Source organism: Aquincola tertiaricarbonis (assembly GCF_023573145.1).
GTDB classification, from domain to species: Bacteria; Pseudomonadota; Gammaproteobacteria; order Burkholderiales; family Burkholderiaceae_C; genus Aquincola; species Aquincola tertiaricarbonis_B.
Map to the genome: position 1 here is coordinate 795721 of NZ_CP097635.1, position 25443 is coordinate 821163.

Below are 25443 nucleotides of genomic sequence, written 5' to 3' on the forward strand. Positions count from 1 at the left end.
CCCTCTTCTCCGCGCCTCAGGGCAACGACGGGAACGCGTCGACATGAAATCCTGCGGAGCAGGGCCCAACTGGCTGGCCAACACATGCCCTTCCGTCGTTCGTTGACCGACGGGCATCTGCCTGAGCCTGAGGCTGGGTCAGGAAGATCCAGTTTGGGGGCTTGGTTCGGCCCCGAGATGATGTGCCCATCGCTTTTCTGATGGAGACATCGATGCAAGCCGTTGTTTGCGACCGTGGGCCTGTGCCTCTCGTGGTTCACGTTCGTTGTCTGGCGGCCCTGGTCCTGCTCGTCGTTGCCGCGGCTACCAGTTCAGCGGAAGAGCCACGACGCACGTCGCCGGCCTGGGCGAATGCTGAGCAGCAGCTGCAGTTGGCCCTCGAGGCGCAGACGGCCGGTGAATTCGACACGATGCTCAGGCTGCTGCGTCAATCCGCCGCGCAGGGCCATGTCGAAGCCCAGGAGCTTCTGGGCTGGGCCTTGCTGGTTGGCCCCACGCTGTATGGGAGAGCAGTGAAGACCGACCGATGCGAAGCGGGCCTGTGGCTGCGAGAGGCGCTTGTGCAGGGTAGTGCTGTGGCGAAGCTTCAGCTGGACTTCCTCAATCGCCTGCGCCATTCGCCCAGTGGCAAGGACGTCTGCCAGGCTTGGGGCGGATGAAATCCCGGCGGCGTCGGTGAGCCACCTGGAGCAGATCGTCCATGGCGCACGACTACAGTGTCTCGTCCTTGAGGTCACGACCTCAAGGGGGCGACTACCGGGGTGTTCCAGGTCGACCCTGTCGCTGCGCAAGGCTGCGGACTGCAACGACTTCTTCGGCCGATTGGGCGGTGCCGTGGCTGGTGCGACGCGAAGCCCATTCAACACGATCGGACTTGCTTCGGCCCGGCCTGCGAGGATCCATACCATCGAACTTCGGTCGACCAGCCCGGTGCATGCAGGAGTGCGCGATGGATCAAGCAATTGATGTCTACAGCTTCTACATGTCGTATGGCGACGGGCGTGAAGCCGCCGTGCTCCGCACGTTCAAGGCCACGCGTGATGCCATCGGCGAACACGTACGCGCATTCGGCGAAAAGGTCCAGCCGCAGCGCCTGCTCCGCCAGGGCAGCCAGGCCGTTGATGTTCAGCCGGAAGTCCACCGGCGCGCGGTGCAGGTACACATTCAGGCCTTCGTCGAGCTGGAACACCGCAGCCCCTGAGCACCTCGATCACCTGGCCAACATGCCGCATGTCGAAGCCGCCCAGCTCCACGACTACGCCTTTGGCCAGGCGGGCCTGCTCTGCACCACGGCTGGCACGCTGTCCTCGGCCGGCATCGGCGTGGACACCACGGGCACGGCCACGCCGTCACCGCTCGGCCGGTGGCTGCGCGAGGCCGCCTCACATGCCCGCGTTCGCGCAGCCAGCGACACACCTGGTTGGCGTTGACGCCGCACTCGCGCGCCAAGCGCGACACCGATGCGCCCGGCTGCATGCACAGCGCGACCAGCTTTAACTTCGCTTGCTCGTCGCACACGCCGCGGCATCGGCCTTGTGACCCACCACCGGCCGGTGCCTGAGGTCCTGCAAATCGTCCCTCACTACGTTCCCACGTTCGTGAGCGTCCAGTCCGCCCACCTTGATTCCTGGGAATGGCAAAGGATGCTCTTCTCCACTTAACTCTTGGTGGAGAAATGGACACTTCAGCAGTCCGCGGCCAGGGCCGGCGTCGCCGGCGAATTCACAGCGCAGAGTTCAAGGCGCACATCGTGGCCACCTGCTGCCAGCCCGGTGTGTCGTCCGCCGCGGTGGCTCTGGCAAACGGCATCAACGCGAATCTGGTCCGGCGATGGGTCAAGGAAGCCGAGGTGAGCACCGAGATGGACAGCGCCGCGAAGGCGCCGGAGACGCCAATGCAGGCGAAGGCCGCGACGCCCAAGTTCTTGCCCGTTCCGATGCCGACACCGGCTGCACCACCCGTGGCTGCCGACATCCGCATCGAGCTGCAGCGCGGCGCGACCGCCGTCACAGTGACCTGGCCGGCCAGTGCAGCTGGCGAATGCGCGGCCTGGATGCGCGAGCTGCTTCGATGATCCGCATCGACGCGATGTGGCTGTCCGTCGAGCCCGTGGACATGCGGGCTGGACCCGAGCGGCTGTTGGCGCGCGTGGTGCAGGTGTTCGGCGTGGCGCACGCTCACCACGGCTATCTGTTCGCCAATGCCCGTGGCACCCGCGTCAAGCTGCTCATGCATGACGGCTTCGGGCTGTGGTGCGCGTCGCGGCGCCTGAACACCGGGCGTTTCGTGTGGCCCGTCGCTGGCGGCGTGACGCCATCGTGGACGCTCACGCAGGCGCAATTCGATGCCCTGGTGCGGGGCCTGCCGTGGCAGCGGCTTCATGAGCTCAGCGCCATCACGCGGGCCTGAGCCGGGCCTGCGGTCAGCCATGATCGGTTGACAGTGCATGTGCCGATAGGCCGCGCTGGCGGGCTCTGGCACGATGCCACGCATGCTCGGCATGCGTGGTCTTCCCCCCACTGGTCCCGAAGGCCTCTCGCCCGAGGTTGCCGCGCTGATCGCCCAGCTGCAGCAGCAGGTGCAGGACCAGGCGCAGCAGCTGGGCGAGCGTGACCAAGCCCTCATGCAGCGCGACCAGGCGCTCGCTGAGCGAGCGGCGGAGCTGGCGCAGCGCGATGCGCTGCTGCAGCGCAAGGACCGCGAGATCGCGCTGCGCGAGGCCAAGATCGAGAAGATCAACTTCGAGCTCGCGCGGCTAAAGCGCTGGACCTACGGGGCCAAGTCAGAGGCCATGAACGCTGACCAGCGTCGCCTGTTCGAAGAGACGCTGGCCGAGGACGAAGCCGCGCTGCGTGCGCAGCTCGAGCGTCTACGCCGTGAAGCCGAGGCGGCCGCGGCGGCCGCCGGCACCCAGCCCAAGGCGCCGGCACGTCAGCCCCGTCGCAGTGCGCTGCCGGCGCACCTGCGTCGCGTCGAGCATCGCCATGAGCCCGAGAGCACAGACTGCCAGGAGCAGGGTTGCGGACGTCCCATGAAGCGCATCGGTGAAGACGTCACCGAGCGGCTCGACATCGTGCCGGCCGAGTTCTTCGTGCATCGCCACATCTATGGCAAGTGGGCTTGCCGGCACTGCCAGGTCCTCAAGCAGGCGCCCAGCGTGCCGGAGATCGTCGAGGGCGGCATCGCCGCCAGCGGGCTGCTGGCGCACACGGCGATCAGCCGCTTCGTGGATCACCTGCCGTACTACCGCCAGGAGACCATCAACGCCCGCTCTGGCGTGCACACGCCGCGCTCGACGTTGGCAGCCGGGACAGGCCAGGTGGGCGCGGCGTTGGAGCCGCTGTACGTGCTGCACAAGCGCTTCGTGCTCGATTGCCGCGTCCTGCACGCTGACGAGACGCCGGTGGCCTTGCTGGACCCCGGCGCGGGCAGGACACGCCGGGCCTACATGTGGGCCTACGCGCGAAGTTGGCACGACGCGGTGCCCGGCGTCGTCTACGACTTCTGCCGAGGGCGCGGGGCGCAGTACCCGGTGGCCTTCCTCAACGGCGACGAGCGACGCGGCGAACGACGATGGTCCGGGACGCTGCTCACCGACCGCTACGGTGGGTACGAGGCCGTGGTGGACCCTCAGCATTACCCAGGTCGCATGAGCGCCGCATGCGCTGCTCATGCGCGCAGGAACTTCGAAGAGCTGGCGCACGAAGGCACGAGCCCCATCGGGCTGGACGCACTTCGGCGGTTCGCCCGCATCTACGAAGTCGAGGGGGAGCTGAAAGCCCTCAGTGACGAGGAGCGAAGAGCGCAGCGGCAGCGCCTGGCCAGGCCGCTATGGAACGAGCTTCGCCAGTGGCTCGAACTCGAGCGGCGTGTGGTCGCTGAGGGTGGCGCGACGGCCAAGGCCATCGACTACACGCTGCGCCATTGGACGGCTCTCACGCAACACCTCGCAGACGGCGCCGTCCCGCTGGACAACAACCACCTTGAGCGGCAGATCAAGCCCTGGGCGATGGGACGCAAAGCCTGGCAGTTCGTGGGCAGCGAACTCGCAGGCGAGCGCGCGGCCATCGTCATGAGCCTGGTGCAGTCGGCGCGGATCAACGGGCATGAGCCTTGGGCCTACCTGCGTGACGTGCTGCAGCGGTTGCCAACGCTGCGCAACTCCCAGCTCGACGAGCTGTTGCCACATCGCTGGACGCCTGCACACGCGTGAGCTTCTGATCGCCGTCAAGGTGGGAAGGCCAGACGCTCACCCACGTTCATCTCCGTGGGAACGTAGGCTGTGAGAGCTCAGCCTCGGCTGCCAGAGCGTGCTCCTTCGATCGCCTATTTCACACGAACATCCAGGTCGCTCCCGCCGAGACTTCAATGCTGAGTCACTCCGTATCACCGACGCGGCCGCGGCACGCCACCTTTCTGCTCTTTCCGGCGCAGGATGCGGCGGATGCATCTGACTATGTAGGGCGTAACGAACACGACAGCGAGCGCCACTAGCCATATCGCTGCGAGCGTTAGACCCAAGTCCATCGAAATCGCGCGGTGCATAGTGGCTCCAGAGGCTACTCGGTGGCACTGATCTGACCTGACCCGATCAGCATGGCCGCATTTCGGACGTCTTGGGCGACGAGCAACACGCAGCTCCATCCCGCTATCCGGGTAGATGAAACCAGCTCGCAGTAGCGTCGACAAGTTGCCGACTGGCAGATTCGCGAACAGTGGGCTGACGCCGTGAAGCTGCGCAGCAACGATCGCGGGTGATACAGATCCGAGTGATATGCGGGGCAGTTCAGCACAGAGGAGTGGCGAACGGCCCTGACCTTTTGCGTCAGTCCGTGTTTTGGCAACCAATGCGGGTATGAATTCCCCAGCTACTAGTTCGGAACCTGCAGAGCTTGGTATCCCGCACCGCCACGCACGGGGTCTACTCTGTGCATGGCCGACGATGACTCTATAGCCATCGCCGTACTCGTGCAGTGTAGTCATCGAACTCGGGGCCGAAGCGCTCGCGCAGCGCGGCCTCTTCAGGCTTGATCTGCAAGGCGGTGAGATAGAGAACGAACACCGGCGGCATTGCAAACGCCGAAAGCTTGGCCAGGTACAGCGCCCAGGCGAGCAACACCACCAGAAAGCCCAGGTACATGGGGTTGCGCGAGTAGTGGTAGATGCCGCGCACGACCAGCGACGTGGCCGCAGCTGGATGCATGGGGTCCACCGTTGTGCGAGCCAAACGAAAAGCTAGAACGCCGGCCAAACAGATCGCCGCACCCGCCAGCGCAAGCGCGGCACACAGCTCGTCGTGCCAGGGATCGAGGCGAGGCACCGCCGCAACGGAGGGCAACAGCCACATCGCCACACCGAAGAAAGCCATCAACACCAATGGCGGCACTCTCAGTGCGAATGCTCGCAAGGCTTGCTTCTCCAAACGCTCATTGCTGCTCCTGTGCCGCCCTGCTGTGCCCGAAGCAATCGCTGTGCACTTTCATCCACTAACGCTCCAGCCGATCGGATCTTAGTCCTGCAAGGCGCTTCGGCGTCTCGCCAAGCAATGTCGGGCGAGGAAGCCTATATGACATTCCTGTCAGGTGGCTGTCCGCTTTCCGTCGAGGTCACCTTCGTAAGTTTGCTGCCGTGGGACGCGAAAGGCGTTCCTCGGTAGAGGCCCCTCGAGCCTCATCAATCTGCTGAAGGAAACCTAGACATGAACAAGACGATGATGGCCGCTTTGATCGCAATGGGCACGCTGAGCGCCGGCATGGCCCAGGCCGACACGATGTGGAACGGACAGTCGGTGTACGGCCGTTCGGTGACAGCTGATGCGTCGACAAAGGTGGTGGACCTGGCGAGTGCCAAGGCGCTGAACGTCACCTGCGGCGACGTTGTCACGTTCGTCAACGGCAGCCAGCGCTTCACGTGGCGCTTCGACACGGTGTCCCACCGAGCAGTGCCACTGTCCAAGGTTGCGCCGGCCAGTTTTGGCGCGACCCAGCAAGTGGTGTACGTCAGCCGTAACGCCATGGAACGCAGCTGAGTTCGGCGTTGTTCTGACGGTGATACTTTAGGCGCATAAGGGACGGCCGATATACTTTGCTGCCATGCGCCGTTGGTTTGCTGTCTTGCTTCTCGTCGTGCTTTCGCTGCAGCTGCCTTGGGCGGCTGCGGCGAAGTACTGCTCGCATGACGACGGCGGCAGCACCAGTACCCACTTTGGGCACCACGAGCACGCGCACCCAGCCTCCGACAGTTCGCCGACGGGCGGGGACCACTACGATTGCGGCGTGTGCCACCTGAGCGCCGCCAAGGCGATCGAGGGCGTCCGCGATCTCCCGCCGCCGACTGCAGAGCGCAAGCGCCTGCCCCCCGCGGCCATCGCGGGCTATGCGTCCGCACCCGAGCGACCCCGCGATCGCCCCAACTGGCTGCCGACCGTCTAGGTCCGGCGCGCCGCCCCTCTTCGTTCTCGCCTTCTTGAACGACCGTCTGCGCTAACGCGCGGTGCGGCACGCCGGACTCCTTGGCCTCGACCCTGGTTTCTGGAGATCCGAATGCGAAGAGTTCCTTGGCCGTGGGCGCTACTCGCCCTGGCCGGCGGTGCGTGGGCGCAAGTCGCCACGCCCACCACCCCGACGGCTGCCGAGTCGCCTGTTGCCGCGCTGACGCTGCCGCAGGCGATCGCGACAGCGCTCGAACGACACCCTGAGATGGCGGCCGCCCGCCATGCCCGTGAGGCCGCTGCGGCGGCTCGCGCCCAGGCCGACGTTCGGGCGAATCCGACACTCGACATGGAGGTGGAGGACACGCGCCGTGCGACGCGCACCACCACTGTCCGTCTCACGCAGCCGATTGACCTCGGCGGACAGCGCGCCGCGCGCGTGGACGCTGCCGAGCGCGCCGAAGCCATCGCGCAGGCGCAGATCACGGCGCGCCGCATCGAACTTCGCAGCGCCGTGACGGCCGCCTACTTCGACGCGCTGATCGCCGACGAGCGCGTGCGTCAGGCCCAGGCCTCGCTCGACCTTGCACGGCGCGGCACCGAAGCGGTCGGCAAGCGCGTCGAGGCTGGAAAGATCGCGCCGATCGACGACACGAAGGCCCGCGTTGCCGAAACCGGTGTGCGGCTTGAGCTCCAGCAGGCTTCCACCCAGCGCGAGATCAGCCTTGCCCGCCTGCAGGCCGAAATGGGCCAGCCCGACGTAGCCATCACGCGGCTCGACGGCCGGGTTGACGTGCTTCCGCCAGAGATGTCGCCCGACGCACTCGCGAGCCGCTTGGAGGGCGCGCCCGCGCTGCGCGAGGCGCGGCTGGAGGTGGATCGACAGCGTGCGCTCGCGCGGCTGGAGCGTGCACGCCGGGTGCCTGATCTGGCGGTCAGCCTGGGTGCCATGCGTGCGGAAGATGAGGGCCGCACGAAGGCGGTGATCGGCGTATCGATCCCGTTGCCCTTTTTCGACCGCAACGAGGGCGCGCTGCGCGAGGCCTTGCGGCGCACCGACCAGGCGGACGCCACCGCGGCCGCGGTGGCCCTGAAGCTGCGTGCCGATGTGTACGACGCCCATGCTCGCCAGCGGGCGCTGCGCACGCAGGTCACTTCGCTGCAGCGCGACGTGCTGCCGGGCGCCGAGGCGGCCTACGAGGCGGCCCGCACCGGCTTCGAACTCGGCAAGTTCCCGTACCTCGACGTGCTCGATGCCCAGCGCACTTTGTTCCAGGCCCGGGCGCAATACCTCCAGGCGCTGGCCGACGCGCACCGCGCGACGGCCGACCTGGATCGCCTGCTCGACGAACCGAACTCCACGACCGCCTTCGCGCGGCAGTCCCCATGAAGAAGATTTCGAACGCCTCGGCCCCGCGCGTGGGCCGCAAGCAGTGGATCGTCATCGCCGCGATCCTGATCGTTGGCGCCATTGCCGCAGCCTTCATCCTGATGTCGCCCGTGCGATCGTCCGGCGAGGGCGATGGCCACGGCCATTCCGAAGCTGGAGGGCACGGTGACGAACATGGCCATTCCGAAGAGGGCGGCGAACACGCCGACCACGAAGGCGAGGAGAAGGCCGCCAAGGGTCCGAACGGTGGTGACCAGCTGACCGACGGCGACCAGGCCGCCGAGGTGCTGCTTTCGGAAGCCGAAGGCGAGCCTCGGCTGGCCGTGTGGCTGTCGCGCGCCGGCCAGGCGGTCGCCGGGCAAGCGGCGACGCTGACGCTGAAGCTCGTGCGGCCGGATGGCAGCGAGCACGAGATGCCGCTGCGTGCGCAGGCTGACGGGCGCTACGTCAGCGCAGAGGCGATTCCGGAACCCCATGTGTTCGAGGCTACGCTGATCGCCCTGGTCGGCGGTGAGCCCTTTTTGTTCACCTTCTCGCGCGACGAGGGCAAGGTCGCGATGAGCGACGCGCAGGTGCGTGCGGCTGGCGTCTCGCTGGCGACCGCAGAGCCCGCGCCGATCCGCAGCGGGCTCCAGCTCCCGGGCGAGATCCGCTTTAACGCCGACCGCACAGCCCACGTCGTGCCGCGGGTTGCCGGCGTGGTGGAGCGGGTCGCTGCCGACCTGGGGCAACAGGTCCGCAAAGGCCAGGTGCTGGCGGTCCTGTCCAGCGTCGCGGTCTCAGAGATGAGGGCGGAACTGCAGACCGCAGAGAAGCGCAGGGCGCTGGCCGAGACGACGTACCAGCGCGAGCGCAGCCTGTGGGAACAGAAGATCTCGCCCGAGCAGGACGTGCTGCAGGCCCGGCAGGCCTTCGACGAGGCCGCCATCGCTGTCGCGAACGCGCGGCAGAAGCTGGCCACGCTGGGTGCCGCCACCGGCGGCACGCTGGGCCAGATCGAGCTGCGCGCGCCGTTCGACGGCATGGTCGTAGAAAAGCACATCGCGCTCGGCGAGGCAGTGCGCGAGGACAGCAACGTGTTCACCATCTCCGACCTGTCGAGCGTGTGGGCAGAGTTCAATGTGGCAGCGCGCGATCTGCCGCAAGTCCGTGTCGGCGAGCGTGTGAACGTGCGCGCCACGAGCTTCGATGCGCAGGCGTCCGGCAAGGTCACCTATGTGGGCGCACTGGTCGGTGAACAGACGCGCACTGCGCCGGGCCGCGTGGCGCTCGCCAACCCGCAGCTCGCCTGGCGGCCGGGGCTCTTCGTGAACGTGGAATTGATTGCGCAGGAGGCGGCCGCGCCCGTCACGGTGCCGGCCGATGCGCTGCAGTCCATCGAAGACCAGCCGGTCGTGTTCCTCCGCGTGCCGGGGGGCTTCGTGCCGCTGCCGGTCAAGCCGGGCCGCTCGGACGGCAAGCGCGTGGAAATCCTCGGCGGCCTGCAGGCGGGGGCCTCGGTCGCGGCTGCGGGCAGCTTCATCGTCAAGTCGGAGCAGGGCAAGGGCTCTGCGACGCACACGCACTGACCGGGCCGCCATTACCATGTTCGAACGCATCATCCGCTTCGCCATCGAGCAGCGCTGGCTTGTGCTGCTCGCCGTGCTCGGCATGGCGGCGCTCGGCATCTTCAATTACCAGAAGCTGCCGATCGACGCCGTGCCCGACATCACCAACGTGCAGGTGCAGATCAACACCAGCGCGCCCGGCTACTCGCCGCTGGAGACCGAGCAACGCGTCACCTATGCCATCGAGAACGTGATGGCGGGCCTGCCCGGGTTGAAGGAGACCCGCTCGCTGTCGCGGTACGGCCTGTCCCAGGTCACCGTGATCTTCGAGGACGGCACGGACATCTACTTCGCGCGGCAGCTCGTGGGCGAGCGCATTCAGTCCGCGCGTGAGCAGATGCCGGCCGGGGTCGACCCCATGATCGGGCCCATCTCCTCGGGGCTGGGCGAGATCTACCTGTGGACCGTTGAGAGCGACGAAGGAGCGCGCAAGCCCGATGGTCAGCCTTACACGTCCACCGACCTGCGTGAGATCCAGGACTGGATCATCAAGCCGCAGCTGCGCAACGTGCCTGGCGTCACCGAGATCAACTCAATCGGGGGCTTCGCCAAGCAATACCACGTGGCGACGAACCCGGCCAAGCTCTCGGCATACGGCCTGACCCTGGCAGACGTGGTGGGTGCGCTGGAGCGCAACAACGCGAACGTGGGCGCCGGCTACATCGAGCGCCGCGGCGAGCAGGTGCTGATCCGCGCGCCCGGCCAGGCCCGCGGCGTGGAGGACCTGAACAACATCATCCTCGCCAACGTGGGCGGCGTGCCGATCCGCATTCGCGACGTGGCCGAGGTCGGTCTGGGTCAGGAGCTGCGCACCGGTGCGGCCACCGACAACGGGCGCGAGGTCGTGCTCGGCACGGTGTTCATGCTGCTGGGCGAGAACAGCCGCACCGTGTCGCAGGCCGTCGACCTGAAGATGGCTGAGATCAACCGCAACCTGCCGGAGGGTGTGAAGGCCGTGACGGTCTATGACCGCACGCGGTTGGTCGACAGGGCAATCGCGACCGTCAAGAAGAATCTGCTCGAAGGTGCGGTGTTGGTCATCGCGGTGCTGTTCCTCTTCCTCGGCAACATCCGCGCGGCGCTCATCACCGCGATGGTGATCCCGCTGTCGATGCTGTTCACCTTCACCGGCATGGTGAACCAGAAGATCAGCGCCAACCTGATGAGCCTGGGCGCACTCGACTTCGGAATCATCGTCGACGGTGCGGTGGTGATCGTCGAAAACTGCGTCCGGCGCCTTGCCCATGCGCAAGCACACCACGGTCGCCCGCTGACACGCAGCGAGCGCTTCCACGAAGTGTTTGCCGCTTCGCAGGAGGCGCGGCGCGCGCTGCTGTTCGGACAGCTCATCATCATGGTGGTGTACCTGCCCATCTTCGCCCTCACCGGCGTGGAAGGGAAGATGTTCCATCCGATGGCCTTCACGGTGGTGATCGCGCTGCTGGGCGCGATGATCCTGTCGGTCACCTTCATCCCCGCGGCGGTCGCGCTCTTTATTGGCAACCGTGTCGCGGAGAAGGAGAACCGGCTGATGACGGCGGCCAAGCACCTGTACGAGCCGGTGCTGCACAGCGTGATGGCCGCGCGCCCCGCGGTGCTGACGTTTTCGGTTGTCGCGGTGCTGCTGTCCGGCCTGCTGGCCACGCGGTTGGGCAGTGAGTTTGTGCCCAGCCTCAACGAAGGCGACTTCGCGGTGCAGGCGCTGCGCATCCCGGGCACGAGCCTGTCCCAGTCGGTACAGATGCAGCAGCAGCTCGAGCGCACGCTGGTGGCCAAGTTCCCGGAGATCGAGCGGGTGTTCGCGCGCACCGGTACAGCCGAGATCGCGGCCGACCCGATGCCGCCGAACATCTCCGACGCGTATGTGATGCTGAAGCCGCAGGACCAGTGGCCGCAGCCGCGCAGGACGCGCGACGAGTTGATCGCCGCGGTGCAGGCCGAGCTCGCGAAGCTGCCGGGCAACAACTACGAGTTCTCGCAGCCGATCCAGCTGCGCTTCAACGAGCTGGTCTCCGGCGTGCGCGCGGCGGTGGCGGTGAAGGTGTTCGGCGACGACATGGACGTGCTGAACCGCACCGCGTCGCAGATCGAATCGGTGCTGAAGGACATCCCGGGCGCCACGCAGATCAACGTCGAGCAGACGACCGGCTTGCCGATCCTGACGCTCGACATCGACCGTGAGAAGGCGGCGCGCTACGGCCTCAATATGTCCGATATCCAGGAGACGGTCGCCACGGCGATCGGTGGCCGTCCTGCGGGCACGATGTTCGAGGGCGACCGGCGCTTCGAGGTGCTGGTGCGGCTGCCCGAGCACCTGCGCGGCGATCTCCGGGCGATGGAGCGCCTGCCCATCGCGCTGCCGCGCGGCGGTGAGGGCCAGCGCGCAAGCTTCATCCCGTTGTCCGAGGTGGCGAGCGTCCGTGTCGGGCCCGGCCCCAACCAGGTCAGTCGTGAGAACGGCAAGCGGCGCATTGTTGTCAGCGCCAACGTGGAGGGCCGTGACCTGGGTTCGTTCGTCGCCGAAGCCCAGCGCGTGCTCGACGAACGGGTCAAGGTGCCCGCCGGGTACTGGCTGGATTGGGGCGGCCAGTTCGAGAACCTGCAGTCGGCCACCGAGCGGCTGCAGATCGTCGTGCCGGTATCGTTGCTGCTGGTGTTCACGCTGCTGTTCGCGATGTTCGGCAACGTGAAGGACGGCCTGCTGGTCTTCACCGGCATTCCCTTCGCGCTGACGGGCGGCATCGTCGCGCTGTGGCTGCGCGACATCCCGCTGTCCATCTCCGCGGCCGTCGGCTTCATCGCGCTCTCCGGTGTCGCGGTGCTCAACGGCCTGGTGATGATCTCCTTCATCCGCAACCTGCGCGAGAGCGGCTATCGGCTCGACGACGCGATCCACGAGGGCGCATTAACCCGGCTGCGGCCCGTGCTGATGACGGCGCTGGTGGCGTCGCTCGGCTTCGTTCCGATGGCGATCGCGACAGGTACAGGGGCCGAAGTGCAGCGGCCGCTGGCGACCGTGGTGATCGGCGGCATCCTCTCGTCGACCGCGCTGACCTTGCTGGTGCTGCCGGTGCTCTACCGCATCGCGCACCGCCGTGACGAGTTGGCCGAGTTTCCCGACGCGGCTGCAACACCCGACCAAAACCCCTCGGCGCCGCCCGTGGCGCAACAACCTGTCTGAACAAGGAGCTACAGCCATGATGAACAAGAAACTGGGTTTGATCGCAATCGCCGCCGCCTTCACGCTGCCCGCCTGGTCGGCCGATGACCACAAGGGCCATGACCATGACGAGAAAGCAGGCGAGCACGCTCACGACGCCAAGCCGGCGCATGGGGGCGTAGTCAGCGTCGTCAAGGATGTCAACTACGAGCTTGTTGCGAAGGCGGACAGCCTGGCGCTGCACGTGGCCGACCACGGCAAGCCCGTGGACCTCAAGGGCGCGTCGGCGAAGCTGACGCTGTTGTCGGGCACGGCGAAATCCGAGGCGACGTTGGCGCCGAATGGCGATCGCCTCGAGGCCAAAGGCAAGTTCCCGGCCGGCCCGGGCACCAAAGTCGTGGCGGTCGTCACGCGTCCCGGCAGCGGGCCGGCGTCGGTGCGCTTCACGCTGAAGTAGTCGTCCCAGCTAGCAGTGCTTGACCCTGGAATTGCTCCGGGGTCTCCGATCGTCCCTCGGACATCGAAGTACAGACAACGTGCAGGCAACCTGCTGCCCGACGACCCGCTGAAGGTGGTCCAAAAGCCGGGCACCTTGGGACATGTGGGGACTGTGGCCAATGGCGTCAACGGTTCCCTGATCTGTGCTGCGGCCACCATCAGATTCTCGATGGTCCTGAACGGACTGACACAGCTAGCGAAGCAGTCGAATCCTCATCATTGGCGACGACCTGCGCAGGGTGCGGATACGGTGGCGCCGTCCAAGCCGACATGCGCGTTGCTGTGGCAGAACATACTGCTGGCCGTGGGCACTAAGGCGGTCCTCCTTGTCCTGGCGGTATTCGGCAGCGCCACAGTGTTGCTGGCCGTCTTCTTTGTCGACAAGGGCGCAAGCTCGCTTGGTGATGCTCATCGCAAGGCGCTTGTTGAGCGTGATCAAGACGTAGCTTGCTTGAGCGCGCGCCTTCCAGATCTGCGGGAGCAGGGCGGCACCCAATTGCGGCGGCGTCCCGCCGGCCCACTTTATCGGCATTTGCCGGACAGTCTGCTGACACGGGGATAACAACAGCGTCATGTTGTCCCCGATGGGGATCTCCAGAATGACAGGCCCGCTGCAATGGCAATTCGCCAATGGATTGACGAACGGCAGCGCGGCGCCAGGCCTCCCTGGCTTGTTCGAGATCAACAAGTTACCCAAGCAGGAGAATCTAATGAAGCAATTGCTCGTCGCGTCGATAGTCGCGGCAACCGGATCGATGGCATACGCTCAGTCGTCGGTCACCATCTTCGGCATCATCGACACCAATGTCCGCTGGACAGACAACAATGGAACTCGTTTGACGGAGATGTCGAACAGCGGCCTGGCGACGAGTCGGCTGGGCTTCCGTGGCGTCGAGGATCTCGGCGGCGGCCTGAAGGCGGGTTTCTGGCTGGAATCGGCCGTCAACAGCGATGACGGCACTTCGAATGCCACTCGCTTCTGGCATCGCCGCGCTACGGTCAGCCTGCTGGGCGATTTCGGTGAGATCCGCCTGGGCCGTGACCTGGTCCCCACTTTCAACGGGTGGCTTGACTTCGAAACGTTCGGTACCGTCGGCGTCGGCTCGCTGCTGAACCTGTACACCACGGTCGGCGCGCCAGTGGACACGCTGGTCCGGGCCGACAACATGGTGAGCTACTTCCTGCCGTCCAACCTGGGGGGCTTTTACGGGCAGCTCTCCGTGGCTGCCGGCGAAGGCACCGTGGGCAAGAAGTACATGGGTGCGCGGGGGGGTTACAAGACCCAGACCTTCAACGTGGGCGGCTTCTACGGCGAGACCGAATCGACGGGCGACGACAAGTTCAAGACGGGTGGCATTGCAGCGAACTACGACTTCGGTCTCTTCACGTTGCAGGGCATCGTGTCGGAGAATAAGTTCAGGAGTGCCAAGGAACGGCACTACACCTTCAGCGGCTTCGCGCCTTTCGGCCAGGGGACGATCCGAGCCTCGTACACCAAGGTGCAGGGTAAGGGCACGCTGGACGGCAACGACGCCGACCAGTTCGCCGTAGGCTACGTGCACAACCTGTCGAAGCGAACTGCGCTTTACGGCACCTACGCGCTGATCAAGAACGATGGCAATGCCGATTACCGCGTCGGTGGCCGCGCCTCGGCGTTGGGGGACGACTCTCAGGGTCTCGAAGTTGGCATCCGCCATACCTTCTAAGTGATCTCAACGGGCCAGCTTGCGCTGGCCCGCATGTGTCACTTCGGCTTGCAAGCGGCGGTGATGTCCAGCGTCGCTTCGTACGCCTGGGTGTCGATCTCGAAGAGGCCGATGACCGAATGGAAGAGGTTGTCGTGCGCCCACGGCTTGCTCGTCTGGTGGGCCATGCAGCCGAGGTCGATCGCGGTGTCCTTGGCCAACTGCGGCGACAGCCACAGAATCATCGGCACCTGCGTCTGCTCGGACGGCGCGATCATCCAGGGCGCGCCATGCAGGTAGAGCCCTTTTTCGCCCAGCGATTCGCCGTGGTCGGAGACATAGAGCATGGCGGTGTCGTACGTGTTGGACGCCTTCTTCAAGTGCTCGACCACCGCGGCAAGGAAGTGGTCCGTGTAGAGGACCGCATTGTCGTAGGTGTTGACGATCGACGCCTCGGTACAGCTGCGCAACTCCTGCGTGTCGCAGGTCGGCGTGAACCGCCTGAAATCGGATGGGTAGCGCTTGTAGTAGGCGGGCCCATGGTTGCCCAACATGTGCAGCACGATCACGCGATCGCCAACGTTCTGCTCAATTAAGCGGTCGATGTCGTCTAACAGGATCTCGTCGTAGCAGCGGGATTCAGAGCACAGCGGGCCGCCGGCTGCGGCGTCGGTGCGCACCTGGGTCAAGCCACTGCAGACCCCTTTGCAGCCGGACTGGTTGTCTTTCCAGAGCACGTTGACTTTCGCCCGGTCCAAGACGTGCAGCAGCGACTCGGATGAACGGATCCGGGATTCGTCGTAGTCCCGGCGACCGATGGCCGAGAACATGCAGGGCAGCGAGACCTCGGTACTCGTGCCACAGGCTGTCACGTCGGAAAAGCTGAGGACGTCCAGCTTCGACAGCTTCGGTGTAGTTTGCCGACGGTATCCATTCAGACTTACGTTCTCAGCTCTGACGGTCTCGCCCACGACAAGCACCAGCAGCTTCGGCTTGCGCTCCACCAACGGACGGCGCTGCTGCGCATCTGCACCGACCACGAACTTTGATGAAGGCGACTTCCCCGCCGACCCCACAGACAGTTTGGTGATGGAATAGATGTAGTTCGCCGGCGTGATGAGGTAGCGGATCTCGCGCTGGTTGCGCATCAAGGACGAGAAGTCTTGGAAAACGAGGAGTATCGAGCCGACCGTCGCCGTGATTGCCGCGAGCAGCACGACGAGGCGAATGGTGACCGCTCGCCACAGTAGGCGCTGCCGGATCTTCACGAGCGAGATCAGGGCGATTGGAACTGCGCAGTAGAGAATCATCGAACCGAGTGCACCGGATGTGAACAGCTCGAGTGCCTCAGGCACGTCGGAGTTGAGCACGTTCGCCAACATGCCGGGGTCCAGATAGACTTGGTATTGACGCATGAAGTGGCTGGCAACAGCAGTGCAGGCGACCACCATTACCAAGACGGGTCGCGATGCGCGCCCAATCGCCAGAACTCCCAGCAATACGATGTGCAGCGAGACGAGCATGACGAGCATTGCCGCAGCGAAGGCGAGCGTGCCGGGATCGGTCCAAGACCGCCCGCGCAAAGTTGCGGTCCAGAATGGCCCGTTGAATACCAACGCACCGTAAAGACTCAGCAGTGCGATCAGCGTCTCGGGACTGATGCCTCTGCGGCTACGCGTTGCAGAGAGAGGCCCGACGGGAAAGGCGGCGTGTCGATGGTCCAACGAGAATCAACTTCGAGCAGATCGGGGTCCGCACGCTAATTCTCCGGGGATGACAGAAACCGGACATTCGTATAACAGCGACGTCGTGGGGACGCTGGACACGATGAGGCCGTTTCACGCGATAGTGCGAGGGTACGTTCGGTTGAACAGGAGGTCTGACCTCATTGGACCTGGCGGGACGATCCCGTCAGGTCACTTTTTTGTTCATTCGCGGACTGCGCCTTGACCGTGAAGCCAATGGTCGTGTGGCCGCCATCGGACGTAGCGAAGGTCTTGCCGTCGTGCATGCGGGCGATGGCCGCGACGATGGCGAGCCCCAGGCCATAGTGGTCCTTCCCGGCGGTCCTCGACCGTGCTGATTCTTCGCGGTAGAACCGGTCGAACAAGCGCGGCAGGATCTTCGGGTCGACGGGGGTGCCGATGTTGTGCACCTTGATGCTCACCTCGTCTGCCTTCTCGGTTGCGATGTCGACGCTGATCTCCGATGAAGCATGTGCATACCGCGTCGCGTTCTCGACAAGGTTGGAGATCGCACGGCGCAGCAACCCGGCGTCGAATGCGAGCCGCGCGTCACCGTGCACGCCAACGGTCAATTCCGACTCTTCGATGGCTGCCTCGTGGAACTCCAGCACCCGAACGACCTCTTCCGCCACGCTGGCTGCGTCGCCGCGCCGCGCCTTGATGCCGCGGTCCGCCCGCGACAGGAAGAGCATGTCGTTGACGATGGATGACAGCCGGTGCAAGTCCTCGAGGCTCGCGCCCATGCTGTCGCGCAGTTCTGCCGCACTTCGGTCGGCCTGCAGGTCGAGCTCGGTGCGAGTGACGAGGGTGGCCAGCGGCGTTCTCAACTCGTGGGCGACATCGGCGTTGAATCCCTCCAACTGTTGGTAAGCGCCTTCCAGGCGAGACAACAGAAGGTTGAACTGGCGGATCCATGGCTGTAGCTCCCGCGCGTAGCCTTCGGTGCCGAGCCGTTGATCGAGCCGGTGGGCTTCGAGCTCGCGCGTCTCGCGAGCCAGTCGCCGCAGGGGCATCAGTGCTTGCCTCACCTGCCAGAAGCCACCGAACGACACTGCGGCCGCGCCGATGATCGTGGCCGCCAGCAGCGTGGCCGCCAGCCCCTGCAACACAGCTTGGTTGTCCGAGGTATCCAGCTTGATGCGCAAGTGGACGGGTTCTTCGACAACACTTCGCAGCCAGGTGGTCTGCAGTTCGGTCTGTCGAGACCGGCTGAAATCACTCGCAGGAACGTTTCGATAGACGGTTTGGCCGCCGGCGTCGACCACGACGACCTCTAGGTCGCCGTGACCGGTCAGGATGTCATCGAGCTTATGGCGCAGGGCAGGGGTGTCCTTGCCGCCGGGGGCTTCCCGTACTACGTGGCGCAACAACTCCGCCTTGGCGCGAAGCTCTTCTGTTTCCCTTGCCGCGAGGATCAGAGACATCGCGACATAGATCGAGACGGACACGACGCCGAGTCCGATCAGCGTTTGTATCGCCAAGAGCCATGACAGCTTCTTGACAAGGCTCGGCGCCTGATGCGGCGTCACGACGACTCCCGGTCGTCCAGCACGTAACCCATGCCACGAACGGTGTGCAGCAGCTTGGTGTCGAAGGGGTCGTCGAGCTTCCTACGCAGTCGCCGTACGGCCACTTCGATCACGTTGGAATCGCTGTCGAAGTTCATGTCCCAGACGAGCTCCGCCAGCATCGTCCGCGACAGCACCTCGCCCCGGCGGCGCAACAGGAGCGCGAGCAGGTTGAACTCCTTGGCTGTCAGGCTCAGCCGCGTGCCCGCGCGCATGGCCCGCCGGCCGATCAGGTCGACCTCGAGGTCATGCAACACCAGGCGGCTGGGATTGACGACACGGTCAGCACCGCCGCGCCGCAGCAGGGCGTGCACACGCGCCATCAGTTCGGAGAACGCGAAGGGCTTAGCCAGGTAGTCGTCTGCCCCGCCTTCCAAGCCTCGCACGCGGTCTTCGACGGAGTCTCTCGCCGTCAGCATCAGGACGGGAAGCTGTCGTGTCCGTCGCACGGTCTTCAGCACCTGGAAGCCGTCCATGCCCGGCAGCATGACGTCCAGAATCAAGAGGTCGTATACACCCTCGACCGCCAGATGGGCACCGTCGACACCATCCAAGCAGACGTCGACGACATGGCCGTGTTCCATCAGTCCTCGGCGAATGCCATCGGCCAGCCGAACCTCGTCTTCGATCACCAAGATACGCATGGATCGATTGTGGGGCAGTTCCCCATCGCCAACATGACGCGCCTGTTAGGTTGCGGTCCGAATCCCGTGGGCTTCCGAGTTCTAGAGTTCAACCCGTGTGCTGCGTTGCATGCACGGCCCGACCGGGTCGCCGTTTTGTTATCACTTAGGAGTTGAACAATGTCTCTGGTTCGCACGCTGTTCGTCGTTGGCCTCTCGTCCTTTTCTGTGCTCGGCGCATCCGTTGCGTCGGCAGCTCCCTGGGGAACCGACAAGCTGATGAACGGCCGATCGGTCTACGGTTCGCCCGACAACGGCCAATACAGCGGCTATGTCGTCGACGTCCGGACGCAGAAGTACGCCAACATCCGCTGCGGGGATGTGGTCACCTTTGTCGACGGCGACAAGCGCTTCAGCTGGAAGTTTGCCGTCGTCGGCCATCGCGCTGTGGATCTTCAATCCATCGCGCCCAGTGGCTTCGGCGCGGGCAATCTCAAGGTCTACGTGGCCCCCAACGAGGCGGAACGCGAAGGCTGATCGCCGCAGCACCTTCGGCCGTTGGCGCGGCGACGGCTGACGTGTGCGATGAGGGCAGCGCCATAGTCTGCGCGCGGTGTTCAGTGACGATGTACGCCCCGTAGGTGACCCGTCGGCTGGGGAGCATCGCCGGGTTCCCGCGCCGCCTCGGAGAGCCCAGCCAGGATGCCGCATTGGTCGGCGCTCTGCTGGCTGCAGCACCGCTGCCGCAGGTCCTTCAGTTGCTTCTCGAGCGTTCGCAGTTCCTTGATGCGGGTCGAGACGTGGCCGATGTGTGCGTCCAGCAGCGAGTTCACGTCGCCGCAGTCCGCCGTCGGGTCGTCCTTGAACCGCAGAAGAACTCGCACTTCGTCGAGCGACATGTCCAGGCTGCGGCAGAAGCGTATGAACTGCAATCGTTCGAGATGCGGGGCTTCATAGGTGCGGAAGTTGCCCGACGTCCGTGGTGGCGCTGGCAGCAGACCCTCCCGCTCGTAGAAGCGAATGGTCTCGATTTGCGTGGCCGAGGCCGCAGATAGCTCGCCGATCTTCATGCCAGCCCCCGGAAGATGAGTCTGTAGTAGCTACAGAATTGTACGTGGCAGCGCCCACGAAAGTCGCTGTCCACAGCAGGGCCTTGACTCTGTAGTGGGTACAGGTATTCAAATGCTGCGGCTACCGAGACGCTGCCATGACGACCCCCATCACATTCCACCGTTCCAGGCCCCAGCCGCCCGTGCCTGCACCCGCGGCGGACAGTTGCTGCGCTTCTGGCGACTGTGAAGGCGGCAAATCCCCGCAGGCTCCGCAGCGCATCCTCGGGGTGCCCGCGATGTGCTGCGGCCATGAGGAACGACAGGTCCGCGCGGCCCTTGCGCAGGTGCATGGGGTCACCGATCTCAAGTTCGACATGGCCGGCTGTTCGGTAACGATGCGCGCGGAGGACGCAGCCTGGGACGCAGCTCGCGCCGCCGTCAACAAAGCGGGTTTCCAAACGGACCCGCCTTTGCCGAAACAGGCCGAAGACGCCTGCTGCTCGGCCGGAAGCTGTGCAGCGCCTATCCCGCTTGCATCTCCGGCGTCCGGCATCGCGTCTGCGATGGCGCCTGCGCCGGCAGCGCCCAAGGGTTCTTTGCTGCTGCGCATTCCCCAGATGGACTGCCCGGTCGAGGAAGGTCAGATTCGACAAGCGCTGGAGTCGTTCTCCGAAGTTCGTCGTCTGCGCTTCGACCTTCCTGCGCGAGCCCTGACCGTCGAGGCACCTGCCGAGTCGTGGGAACCGGTCATCGCCGCCATCAGGAAGCTGGGGTTCACGCCGGAACAGATTGCCGCTCCGCCGGCTGCAGAAGAGACAGCCAAGGCCCAGCGAACCGAGCTCGTTCGGCTCATCGCGGCGCTGGGCGTCGCGGTGGTCGCCGAAGTCTTCCACCTGGCCTTCCCGGACACGCTGCCGTGGCGGGTGGCAGGCATGGCCGTCGCCGCGGTCGCCATCGCGTTGTCGGGCCTGGCCGTGTTCAGGAAGGGGCTTTCCGCGCTGTCCCGTGGCCAGCTGAACATCAACGCCTTGATGAGCGTGGCGGTCATCGGCGCCTTCCTCATCGGCCAGTGGCCCGAAGCGGCCATGGTGATGGCGCTGTACTCCCTGGCCGAGCTCATTGTGGCACGGTCGGTCGAACGCGCCCGAAATGCAATTGCGGGGCTGCTGGCGCTTTCGCCCGCTCAAGCCGAAGTGAAGCAGGCCGATGGATCCTGGGCGTTGACCGATGCCAAGGCTGTTTCAGTCGGCGCGGTAGCGCGGGTGAAGCCGGGTGAGCGCTTCGCCCTGGACGGGAAGGTCTCGGCCGGACACGGTGCCGTCGACCAATCGCCCGTCACGGGGGAGAGCATCCCGGTCGACAAAGGGCCGGGTGACGACGTCTTCGCAGGCACCATCAACCAGAGCGGCTCGCTGGAGTTTCAGGTCACCAAGCCTGCCAGTGACACAGTCCTTGCTCGCACCATCCATGCAGTTGAGGAGGCGCAGGGACAACGTGCCCCCACGCAGCGCATCGTCGACAAGTTTGCCGCGGTGTACACGCCCGCTGTGTTCGCGCTCGCCGTAGCAGTTGCCGTCGGCTTCCCTTTGCTGGCCGGATGGCCGTGGTTGGAGGCGGTCTACAAGGCGTTGGTCCTGCTGGTCATCGCCTGTCCATGCGCGCTCGTGATTTCCACGCCGGTCACCGTCGTCAGCGGCCTCGCGGCAGCAGCCAAGCGCGGCATCCTGGTCAAAGGCGGCGTTTACCTGGAACAGGCGCGCAAGCTCACTGTCATCGGCGTGGACAAGACCGGCACGCTGACGGAAGGCAAGCCCAAACTGGTCGCCCATCAGGTGCTGAACGGCGATGCCGCCGGCGAGCCAGTCCTGCGTGTGGCACGAAGCCTTGCGACACGCTCCGACCACCCGGTGTCCAAGGCCGTTGCCGCAGGCCTCGAAGGTGCGACCGAGGAGGTGCAGCATTTCGGTGCCGAGCTCGGCAAGGGCGTGCACGGCAGCATCGGCGGGTACAAGTACATCTTGGGCAACCACCGTTGGCTTCATGAGCGCGGCCAGTGCTCGCCAGCGCTGGAAGCGCTGATGAAAGAGCACGAGGCCCAGGGCCGCACGCTCTCGGTCCTGGCCGACGACAGCCGAGCGCTCGTGCTCTTCGCCGTTGCCGACACGACCAAGGAGACCAGCAGGCACGCCGTGGCCGAGCTGAGGGCGATGGGTGTGCGCGCAGTGATGTTGACCGGCGACAACGCGACGACGGCTCAAGCCATCGCACAGCAGGTGGGTATCGACGAGGTACGTGCCGGTCTGTTGCCTGAAGACAAGCAAAAGGTGGTGGCCGAGCTGCAGGGCGCTGGCGAGCAGGTCGGCATGGTCGGTGACGGCGTCAACGACAGCCCATCTCTGGCGGCGGCGCAGATCGGGTTCTCGATGGGCGCGGCCGGCACCGACACCGCCAAGGAAGCGGCCGACGTTCTCATCATGAACGACGACCTGCGCAAGGTGGCCGAGACCATCCGGCTTTCGAAGAAGACCTACGCGGTGCTCTGGCAGAACATCGTCCTGGCGCTGGGGATCAAGGCCATCTTTTTCGTGCTGGCCGTGTTCGGCAGTGCCACGATGTGGATGGCGGTCTTCGCCGACATGGGGGCCAGTCTGCTGGTGGTGTTCAACGGCTTGCGACTGCTGCGTGGCGTGCACAAGGCATCCTGATGAACTCGTTCTGAAAACGCAGGAAGCAGAGCTTCACGCTGCGGTGAGGCAAAGGACGGTCGGTCAGTGAGCTCAAAGCTTCCGGTACCCTGAGCGAGCGCACGTGCTCGAGCAACCAACTCGATAGCCGAATTGAAGAGCTGCTGCCTCATCGATGGCGGAAATAGGCGTACCGCTGCTACTGGTGCCGCCACACCTTCACCGCGGAGATGAGCAAGATGGCCGCAAGGGCGGGCAGCAGGATGCCAGACGGGACGACGCCCAGAAGCTGGCCTCCGATGGCCGCGCCAACGATGGAGCCTGCCGCCATTGCGATGACGAACGACCTGTGCCCACGCAGGATGCTGAACGCCTGGTCCTGGCTGTAGCGTGCGAAGCCCACCATCATCGTCGGAAGGCTGATGGCCAACGAGAGCGAACCTGCCAGCTTGATGTCGACGCCGAACAGCAGCACCGGCGTCGGGATCAGCAGTTCGCCGCCGGCCACGCCCATGATGGAGGCGACCACGCCGATGCCGAAGCCGGCAACCACACCGGCCACGAGCTGGGCGGTGCCGGTAAGGATGGGGTCCTGCGTCGCGCGGTCGTGCCCCAGCATCAGCACCACGGCGATCACGACGAGCAGGCCCGCGAGCACCTGGTACAGCGTTCGGCCCTTCATGCGTGAGGCCCAAGAGGCGCCAACCCATGCGCCCAGCAGGCTGCCGGCCAGCAGGTTCACGATGACAGGCCAGTGGCTCGCCACTTCTGCAAACGGGATGGTCGTACTGCGGAAGATCAGCGCGCTCGCCACCACCACCAAGCTCATCGCCTTGTTCAAGATGACCGCGTGCAAAGCGGCGAACCCGAAGAGGCCGATCAGCAGCGGCAGGCGGAACTCGGCACCGCCCAGGCCGATGAGCCCGCCCAGCGAGCCCACGGCGCAGCCAGCCACAAGGGCGCGGATCAGTGAGGAACTGCCAGTTGCTCCGGTCGTGCTGGTCATGGTCAGGCTTCCAAAGCTCGATATCTAACTGAGTTTAGATCGGGCGCCATGGCCTACGGCGACCGTTGGACAATGGCGTTCGATGAAGCCCACGCTGCGCACCCAGGTGCATGACCAGAAGACGGGGTTCCGAGTGGAGCTGAAGCACGGCGTGGCCATCGGCCCCGGCAAGGCCGACATCCTGGAAGGCATCAAGGAGACGGGCTCGCTGGCGGAGACGGCCAGGCGTCTGGGCATGAGCTACCAGCGCGTGTGGACGCTGGTCAATGCGATGAACAAGGACTTCATCCAGCCGCTGGTGGAGACCCAGCGCGGTGGCGCCTCACGAGGTGGTGCGTACCTCACGGAGACGGGGCACCGGGTGCTGGACGTCTACCGCGATACCGAGCAGACGGCGCTCAAGGCCGTCAACAAGAAGTTGCCTGCGCTGCTAGCGCTTCTGAAGAACCCAGACTGAACCTGCACGCGCTGCGGAGCTTTTCGCGTCCCAGACGCGCGGAGCCGGGCCGGTAGCAGCGCACGGAAGACTGCCCCGACGTTCAAGGTGGCGCACCGAAGGTCAGCTTCGGCGCGCGCGGGCCATCCTCTTCGTGATGATAACGTTTCAACAATCGTTGTATTATAGATATATGCAAGAAGCCGATGCCGTCCGTTCTCTCGCAGCGCTTGCGCAAGCGCTGCGCTTGCGCCTGTTCCGCGCCCTGGTCGTCGCAGGCCCTGATGGGCTAACGCCAGGCACGCTGGCCGAGGAGCTGGCGGTGGCCGGTAACACCCTGTCGTTTCACCTCAAGGAGCTGATGCATGCCGGCCTGGTGACGCAAGAGCGTCAGGGTCGCAACCTCGTCTACAGGGCGTCGTTCACGACGATGAACGAGCTGCTGGGCTACCTCACTGAGAACTGCTGCGAAGGCGCTACGTGCGCCACGACCGACGCGGCGGCGTGCCGCTGCTGAAGGAACCACGATGAAGCGCTTTCACGTCCACCTGCACGTCAACGACCTCCACCAGAGCATCGCGTTCTATTCCAAGCTGTTCGCAGCAGAGCCGGCGCGCATCGAGAACGACTACGCCAAGTGGATGCTGGATGACCCTCGCCTGAACTTCGCCATCTCCACTCGCGGCGCCGCGCCCGGTGTGGATCACCTGGGCTTCCAGGTGGATGAGGCCGCCGAGCTGGTCGACCTCAAGGAACGCGCGCAGGCAGCCGACCTGGCGTTGATCGATGAGGGTCCGACGACCTGCTGCTATGCCCGCAGCGACAAGCACTGGATCACCGATCCGCAAGGCGTGGCCTGGGAGCACTTTCAGACGCTGGGCAGCGTGCCTGTGTTCGGCAAGCCTGCACCGACCCCGGCATTGGCATCAGCGCCAGCACCGGCGGGTGCCGCGATGTGCTGCGCGCTGTCCAACACGACTGTTAGGCAGGCGGCCAAGCGCTGCTGCTGATCGACTTCCCCACCGCTCCAGACACGCCATGACCGCCCCATCGAAGCCGCTCAACGTCCTGTTTCTCTGCACCCACAACTCGGCCCGCAGCATCCTGGCCGAGTCCTTGCTGAACGCCATGGCCAGCGACCGGTTCCGCGGTTTTTCCGCCGGCAGCAGCCCGCGCGAGAACCAGCAGCCCAACCCCTATGCGCTGGAAGTGCTCAAACGCGCCGGTGTGCCCGTCGACGGCGTGCGCAGCAAGAGCTGGGACGAGTTTGCCCAGCCGGACTCGCCCCACATGGACCTCATCATCACGGTCTGCGACAACGCCGCCGGTGAGGTGTGCCCGATCTGGCCCGGCCACCCCGCCACGGCGCATTGGGGCTATGCAGACCCCTCCGAGCTCAAGGGCACGCCCGAGGAGATGTTGGCAGCGTTCACCAAAACGCTGCTGGCCATTCGTCAGCGGCTGGAGCTGTTCATCAATCTGCCCGCGAGCGCCATCGACAACCTGTCGCTCCAGCAATCAGCACGCGATCTGGCCAAGCGCTGACCGTGGTCGCGGCC

26 protein-coding genes are annotated in these 25443 nt (G+C 65.3%); 18 read left to right on the top strand and 8 right to left on the bottom strand.

Features of this window, described 5'->3' with window-relative positions; genetic code table 11:
- Nucleotides 1–212: 212 nt before the first annotated feature.
- Entirely contained in the window at nucleotides 213–659 is a 447-nt protein-coding gene (locus MW290_RS03680) for an SEL1-like repeat protein (protein ID WP_250195955.1), read from the top strand.
- Nucleotides 660–859: 200 nt separating this feature from the next.
- Here the strand turns inward: MW290_RS03680 and tnpB (MW290_RS33230) are convergent, their stop codons facing one another.
- Complete coding sequence (gene tnpB / locus MW290_RS33230; protein WP_375142796.1) at nucleotides 860–1189, bottom strand: IS66 family insertion sequence element accessory protein TnpB; 330 nt, start codon at nucleotides 1187–1189, stop codon at nucleotides 860–862.
- 34 nt (nucleotides 1190–1223) lie between these two features.
- On the opposite strand from tnpB (MW290_RS33230), the gene MW290_RS03690 reads away from it, so the two are divergent.
- The 4 genes from MW290_RS03690 to tnpC all read left to right on the top strand — a co-directional run bounded on the left by MW290_RS03690 (nucleotide 1224) and on the right by tnpC (nucleotide 4213).
- On the top strand, nucleotides 1224–1430 hold the full coding sequence (locus MW290_RS03690) for a hypothetical protein (RefSeq protein ID WP_250196707.1): 207 nt from the start codon (nucleotides 1224–1226) through the stop codon (nucleotides 1428–1430).
- Nucleotides 1431–1675: 245 nt separating this feature from the next.
- Nucleotides 1676–2074: an IS66-like element accessory protein TnpA gene (gene tnpA / locus MW290_RS03700; RefSeq protein WP_250195957.1), complete on the top strand. Its 399-nt coding sequence runs from the start codon at nucleotides 1676–1678 to the stop codon at nucleotides 2072–2074.
- Entirely contained in the window at nucleotides 2071–2409 is a 339-nt protein-coding gene (tnpB, locus tag MW290_RS03705; RefSeq protein ID WP_250195958.1) for an IS66 family insertion sequence element accessory protein TnpB, read from the top strand. Before tnpA ends, tnpB (MW290_RS03705) begins: the two co-directional genes overlap by 4 nt.
- Before the next feature lie 82 nt (nucleotides 2410–2491).
- On the top strand, nucleotides 2492–4213 hold the full coding sequence (gene tnpC / locus MW290_RS03710) for an IS66 family transposase (RefSeq protein WP_250195959.1): 1722 nt from the start codon (nucleotides 2492–2494) through the stop codon (nucleotides 4211–4213).
- 735 nt (nucleotides 4214–4948) lie between these two features.
- Here the strand turns inward: tnpC and MW290_RS03715 are convergent.
- Complete coding sequence (locus MW290_RS03715) at nucleotides 4949–5422, bottom strand: methyltransferase family protein (RefSeq protein WP_250195960.1); 474 nt, start codon at nucleotides 5420–5422, stop codon at nucleotides 4949–4951.
- Between the two features lie 276 nt (nucleotides 5423–5698).
- Between MW290_RS03715 and MW290_RS03720 the strand changes: the two genes are divergently transcribed.
- The 6 genes from MW290_RS03720 to MW290_RS03745 all read left to right on the top strand — a co-directional run bounded on the left by MW290_RS03720 (nucleotide 5699) and on the right by MW290_RS03745 (nucleotide 13044).
- Complete coding sequence (locus MW290_RS03720; protein WP_250195961.1) at nucleotides 5699–6028, top strand: CzcE family metal-binding protein; 330 nt, start codon at nucleotides 5699–5701, stop codon at nucleotides 6026–6028.
- 64 nt (nucleotides 6029–6092) lie between these two features.
- A complete protein-coding gene (locus MW290_RS03725) occupies nucleotides 6093–6431 on the top strand; it encodes a DUF2946 family protein (RefSeq protein WP_250195962.1) in 339 nt (112 codons plus the stop codon).
- Nucleotides 6432–6542: 111 nt separating this feature from the next.
- Complete coding sequence (locus tag MW290_RS03730) at nucleotides 6543–7820, top strand: TolC family protein (RefSeq protein ID WP_250195963.1); 1278 nt, start codon at nucleotides 6543–6545, stop codon at nucleotides 7818–7820.
- A complete protein-coding gene (locus tag MW290_RS03735) occupies nucleotides 7817–9388 on the top strand; it encodes an efflux RND transporter periplasmic adaptor subunit (protein ID WP_250195964.1) in 1572 nt (523 codons plus the stop codon). The genes MW290_RS03730 and MW290_RS03735 overlap by 4 nt, the downstream gene beginning before the upstream one ends.
- A 16-nt stretch (nucleotides 9389–9404) precedes the next feature.
- Nucleotides 9405–12608 (top strand): efflux RND transporter permease subunit, encoded by a 3204-nt coding sequence (locus tag MW290_RS03740; protein WP_250195965.1) that lies wholly within the window; start codon nucleotides 9405–9407, stop codon nucleotides 12606–12608.
- Between the two features lie 16 nt (nucleotides 12609–12624).
- The gene (locus tag MW290_RS03745; protein WP_310740089.1) at nucleotides 12625–13044 is read left to right on the top strand and encodes a hypothetical protein; all 420 of its coding nucleotides are present in this window, start codon (nucleotides 12625–12627) and stop codon (nucleotides 13042–13044) included.
- A 234-nt stretch (nucleotides 13045–13278) separates the two neighbouring features.
- On the opposite strand, the gene MW290_RS03750 is transcribed toward MW290_RS03745, so the two are convergent.
- Complete coding sequence (locus MW290_RS03750; RefSeq protein WP_250195966.1) at nucleotides 13279–13773, bottom strand: hypothetical protein; 495 nt, start codon at nucleotides 13771–13773, stop codon at nucleotides 13279–13281.
- Nucleotides 13774–13795: 22 nt separating this feature from the next.
- Here MW290_RS03750 and MW290_RS03755 point away from each other — a divergent pair, with 22 nt between their 5' ends.
- Nucleotides 13796–14791, top strand: coding sequence for a porin (locus MW290_RS03755; RefSeq protein ID WP_250195967.1), 996 nt, complete (start codon nucleotides 13796–13798; stop codon nucleotides 14789–14791).
- Nucleotides 14792–14829: 38 nt separating this feature from the next.
- Here MW290_RS03755 and MW290_RS03760 read toward each other — a convergent pair whose 3' ends face one another.
- From MW290_RS03760 to MW290_RS03770, 3 genes are all read right to left on the bottom strand, one after another.
- A complete protein-coding gene (locus tag MW290_RS03760; RefSeq protein WP_250195968.1) occupies nucleotides 14830–16494 on the bottom strand; it encodes a phosphoethanolamine transferase in 1665 nt (554 codons plus the stop codon).
- Nucleotides 16495–16655: 161 nt separating this feature from the next.
- Nucleotides 16656–18044, bottom strand: a complete 1389-nt coding sequence (locus MW290_RS03765) for a heavy metal sensor histidine kinase (RefSeq protein ID WP_250195969.1) — start codon at nucleotides 18042–18044, stop codon at nucleotides 16656–16658.
- The gene (locus MW290_RS03770; protein ID WP_250195970.1) at nucleotides 18041–18727 is read right to left on the bottom strand and encodes a heavy metal response regulator transcription factor; all 687 of its coding nucleotides are present in this window, start codon (nucleotides 18725–18727) and stop codon (nucleotides 18041–18043) included. The genes MW290_RS03765 and MW290_RS03770 overlap by 4 nt, the downstream gene beginning before the upstream one ends.
- A 159-nt stretch (nucleotides 18728–18886) precedes the next feature.
- Here MW290_RS03770 and MW290_RS03775 point away from each other — a divergent pair, with 159 nt between their 5' ends.
- Nucleotides 18887–19243, top strand: coding sequence for a CzcE family metal-binding protein (locus MW290_RS03775; protein ID WP_250195971.1), 357 nt, complete (start codon nucleotides 18887–18889; stop codon nucleotides 19241–19243).
- Between the two features lie 80 nt (nucleotides 19244–19323).
- Here the strand turns inward: MW290_RS03775 and cadR are convergent, their stop codons facing one another.
- Nucleotides 19324–19776, bottom strand: coding sequence for a Cd(II)/Pb(II)-responsive transcriptional regulator (gene cadR / locus MW290_RS03780; RefSeq protein ID WP_250195972.1), 453 nt, complete (start codon nucleotides 19774–19776; stop codon nucleotides 19324–19326).
- A 137-nt stretch (nucleotides 19777–19913) separates the two neighbouring features.
- On the opposite strand from cadR, the gene MW290_RS03785 reads away from it, so the two are divergent.
- Nucleotides 19914–22463: a heavy metal translocating P-type ATPase gene (locus MW290_RS03785; RefSeq protein WP_375142797.1), complete on the top strand. Its 2550-nt coding sequence runs from the start codon at nucleotides 19914–19916 to the stop codon at nucleotides 22461–22463.
- 178 nt (nucleotides 22464–22641) lie between these two features.
- Here MW290_RS03785 and MW290_RS03790 read toward each other — a convergent pair whose 3' ends face one another.
- Complete coding sequence (locus tag MW290_RS03790) at nucleotides 22642–23448, bottom strand: sulfite exporter TauE/SafE family protein (protein ID WP_250195973.1); 807 nt, start codon at nucleotides 23446–23448, stop codon at nucleotides 22642–22644.
- Between the two features lie 82 nt (nucleotides 23449–23530).
- Between MW290_RS03790 and MW290_RS03795 the strand changes: the two genes are divergently transcribed.
- The 4 genes from MW290_RS03795 (at nucleotide 23531) to MW290_RS03810 (ending at nucleotide 25429) form a co-directional block, all read left to right on the top strand.
- Nucleotides 23531–23905: a winged helix-turn-helix domain-containing protein gene (locus MW290_RS03795; protein ID WP_250195974.1), complete on the top strand. Its 375-nt coding sequence runs from the start codon at nucleotides 23531–23533 to the stop codon at nucleotides 23903–23905.
- A 172-nt stretch (nucleotides 23906–24077) separates the two neighbouring features.
- Nucleotides 24078–24401: an ArsR/SmtB family transcription factor gene (locus MW290_RS03800; RefSeq protein WP_250195975.1), complete on the top strand. Its 324-nt coding sequence runs from the start codon at nucleotides 24078–24080 to the stop codon at nucleotides 24399–24401.
- Nucleotides 24402–24411: 10 nt separating this feature from the next.
- The gene (locus MW290_RS03805) at nucleotides 24412–24894 is read left to right on the top strand and encodes an ArsI/CadI family heavy metal resistance metalloenzyme (RefSeq protein ID WP_250195976.1); all 483 of its coding nucleotides are present in this window, start codon (nucleotides 24412–24414) and stop codon (nucleotides 24892–24894) included.
- A gap of 28 nt (nucleotides 24895–24922) precedes the next feature.
- Complete coding sequence (locus MW290_RS03810; protein ID WP_250195977.1) at nucleotides 24923–25429, top strand: arsenate reductase ArsC; 507 nt, start codon at nucleotides 24923–24925, stop codon at nucleotides 25427–25429.
- The last annotated feature ends 14 nt before the right edge of the window (nucleotides 25430–25443 follow it).

Excerpts from the sequence above, each read along its gene's own strand:
- MW290_RS03735 (WP_250195964.1), top strand. The coding sequence starts at position 7,817 with ATGAAGAAGATTTCGAACGCCTCGGCCCCGCGCGTGGGCCGCAAGCAG.
- cadR (WP_250195972.1), bottom strand. The coding sequence starts at position 19,776 with ATGAAGATCGGCGAGCTATCTGCGGCCTCGGCCACGCAAATCGAGACC.
- tnpB (WP_250195958.1), top strand. The coding sequence starts at position 2,071 with ATGATCCGCATCGACGCGATGTGGCTGTCCGTCGAGCCCGTGGACATG.
- MW290_RS03795 (WP_250195974.1), top strand. The coding sequence starts at position 23,531 with ATGAAGCCCACGCTGCGCACCCAGGTGCATGACCAGAAGACGGGGTTC.
- MW290_RS03730 (WP_250195963.1), top strand. The coding sequence starts at position 6,543 with ATGCGAAGAGTTCCTTGGCCGTGGGCGCTACTCGCCCTGGCCGGCGGT.
- MW290_RS03805 (WP_250195976.1), top strand. The coding sequence starts at position 24,412 with ATGAAGCGCTTTCACGTCCACCTGCACGTCAACGACCTCCACCAGAGC.
- MW290_RS03785 (WP_375142797.1), top strand. The coding sequence starts at position 19,914 with ATGACGACCCCCATCACATTCCACCGTTCCAGGCCCCAGCCGCCCGTG.
- MW290_RS03690 (WP_250196707.1), top strand. The coding sequence starts at position 1,224 with ATGCCGCATGTCGAAGCCGCCCAGCTCCACGACTACGCCTTTGGCCAG.
- MW290_RS03770 (WP_250195970.1), bottom strand. The coding sequence starts at position 18,727 with ATGCGTATCTTGGTGATCGAAGACGAGGTTCGGCTGGCCGATGGCATT.
- MW290_RS03810 (WP_250195977.1), top strand. The coding sequence starts at position 24,923 with ATGACCGCCCCATCGAAGCCGCTCAACGTCCTGTTTCTCTGCACCCAC.
- MW290_RS03720 (WP_250195961.1), top strand. The coding sequence starts at position 5,699 with ATGAACAAGACGATGATGGCCGCTTTGATCGCAATGGGCACGCTGAGC.
- tnpC (WP_250195959.1), top strand. The coding sequence starts at position 2,492 with ATGCTCGGCATGCGTGGTCTTCCCCCCACTGGTCCCGAAGGCCTCTCG.
- MW290_RS03680 (WP_250195955.1), top strand. The coding sequence starts at position 213 with ATGCAAGCCGTTGTTTGCGACCGTGGGCCTGTGCCTCTCGTGGTTCAC.
- MW290_RS03755 (WP_250195967.1), top strand. The coding sequence starts at position 13,796 with ATGAAGCAATTGCTCGTCGCGTCGATAGTCGCGGCAACCGGATCGATG.
- MW290_RS03740 (WP_250195965.1), top strand. The coding sequence starts at position 9,405 with ATGTTCGAACGCATCATCCGCTTCGCCATCGAGCAGCGCTGGCTTGTG.
- MW290_RS03800 (WP_250195975.1), top strand. The coding sequence starts at position 24,078 with ATGCAAGAAGCCGATGCCGTCCGTTCTCTCGCAGCGCTTGCGCAAGCG.
- MW290_RS03745 (WP_310740089.1), top strand. The coding sequence starts at position 12,625 with ATGATGAACAAGAAACTGGGTTTGATCGCAATCGCCGCCGCCTTCACG.
- tnpA (WP_250195957.1), top strand. The coding sequence starts at position 1,676 with ATGGACACTTCAGCAGTCCGCGGCCAGGGCCGGCGTCGCCGGCGAATT.
- MW290_RS03775 (WP_250195971.1), top strand. The coding sequence starts at position 18,887 with ATGTCTCTGGTTCGCACGCTGTTCGTCGTTGGCCTCTCGTCCTTTTCT.
- MW290_RS03790 (WP_250195973.1), bottom strand. The coding sequence starts at position 23,448 with ATGACCAGCACGACCGGAGCAACTGGCAGTTCCTCACTGATCCGCGCC.
- MW290_RS03725 (WP_250195962.1), top strand. The coding sequence starts at position 6,093 with ATGCGCCGTTGGTTTGCTGTCTTGCTTCTCGTCGTGCTTTCGCTGCAG.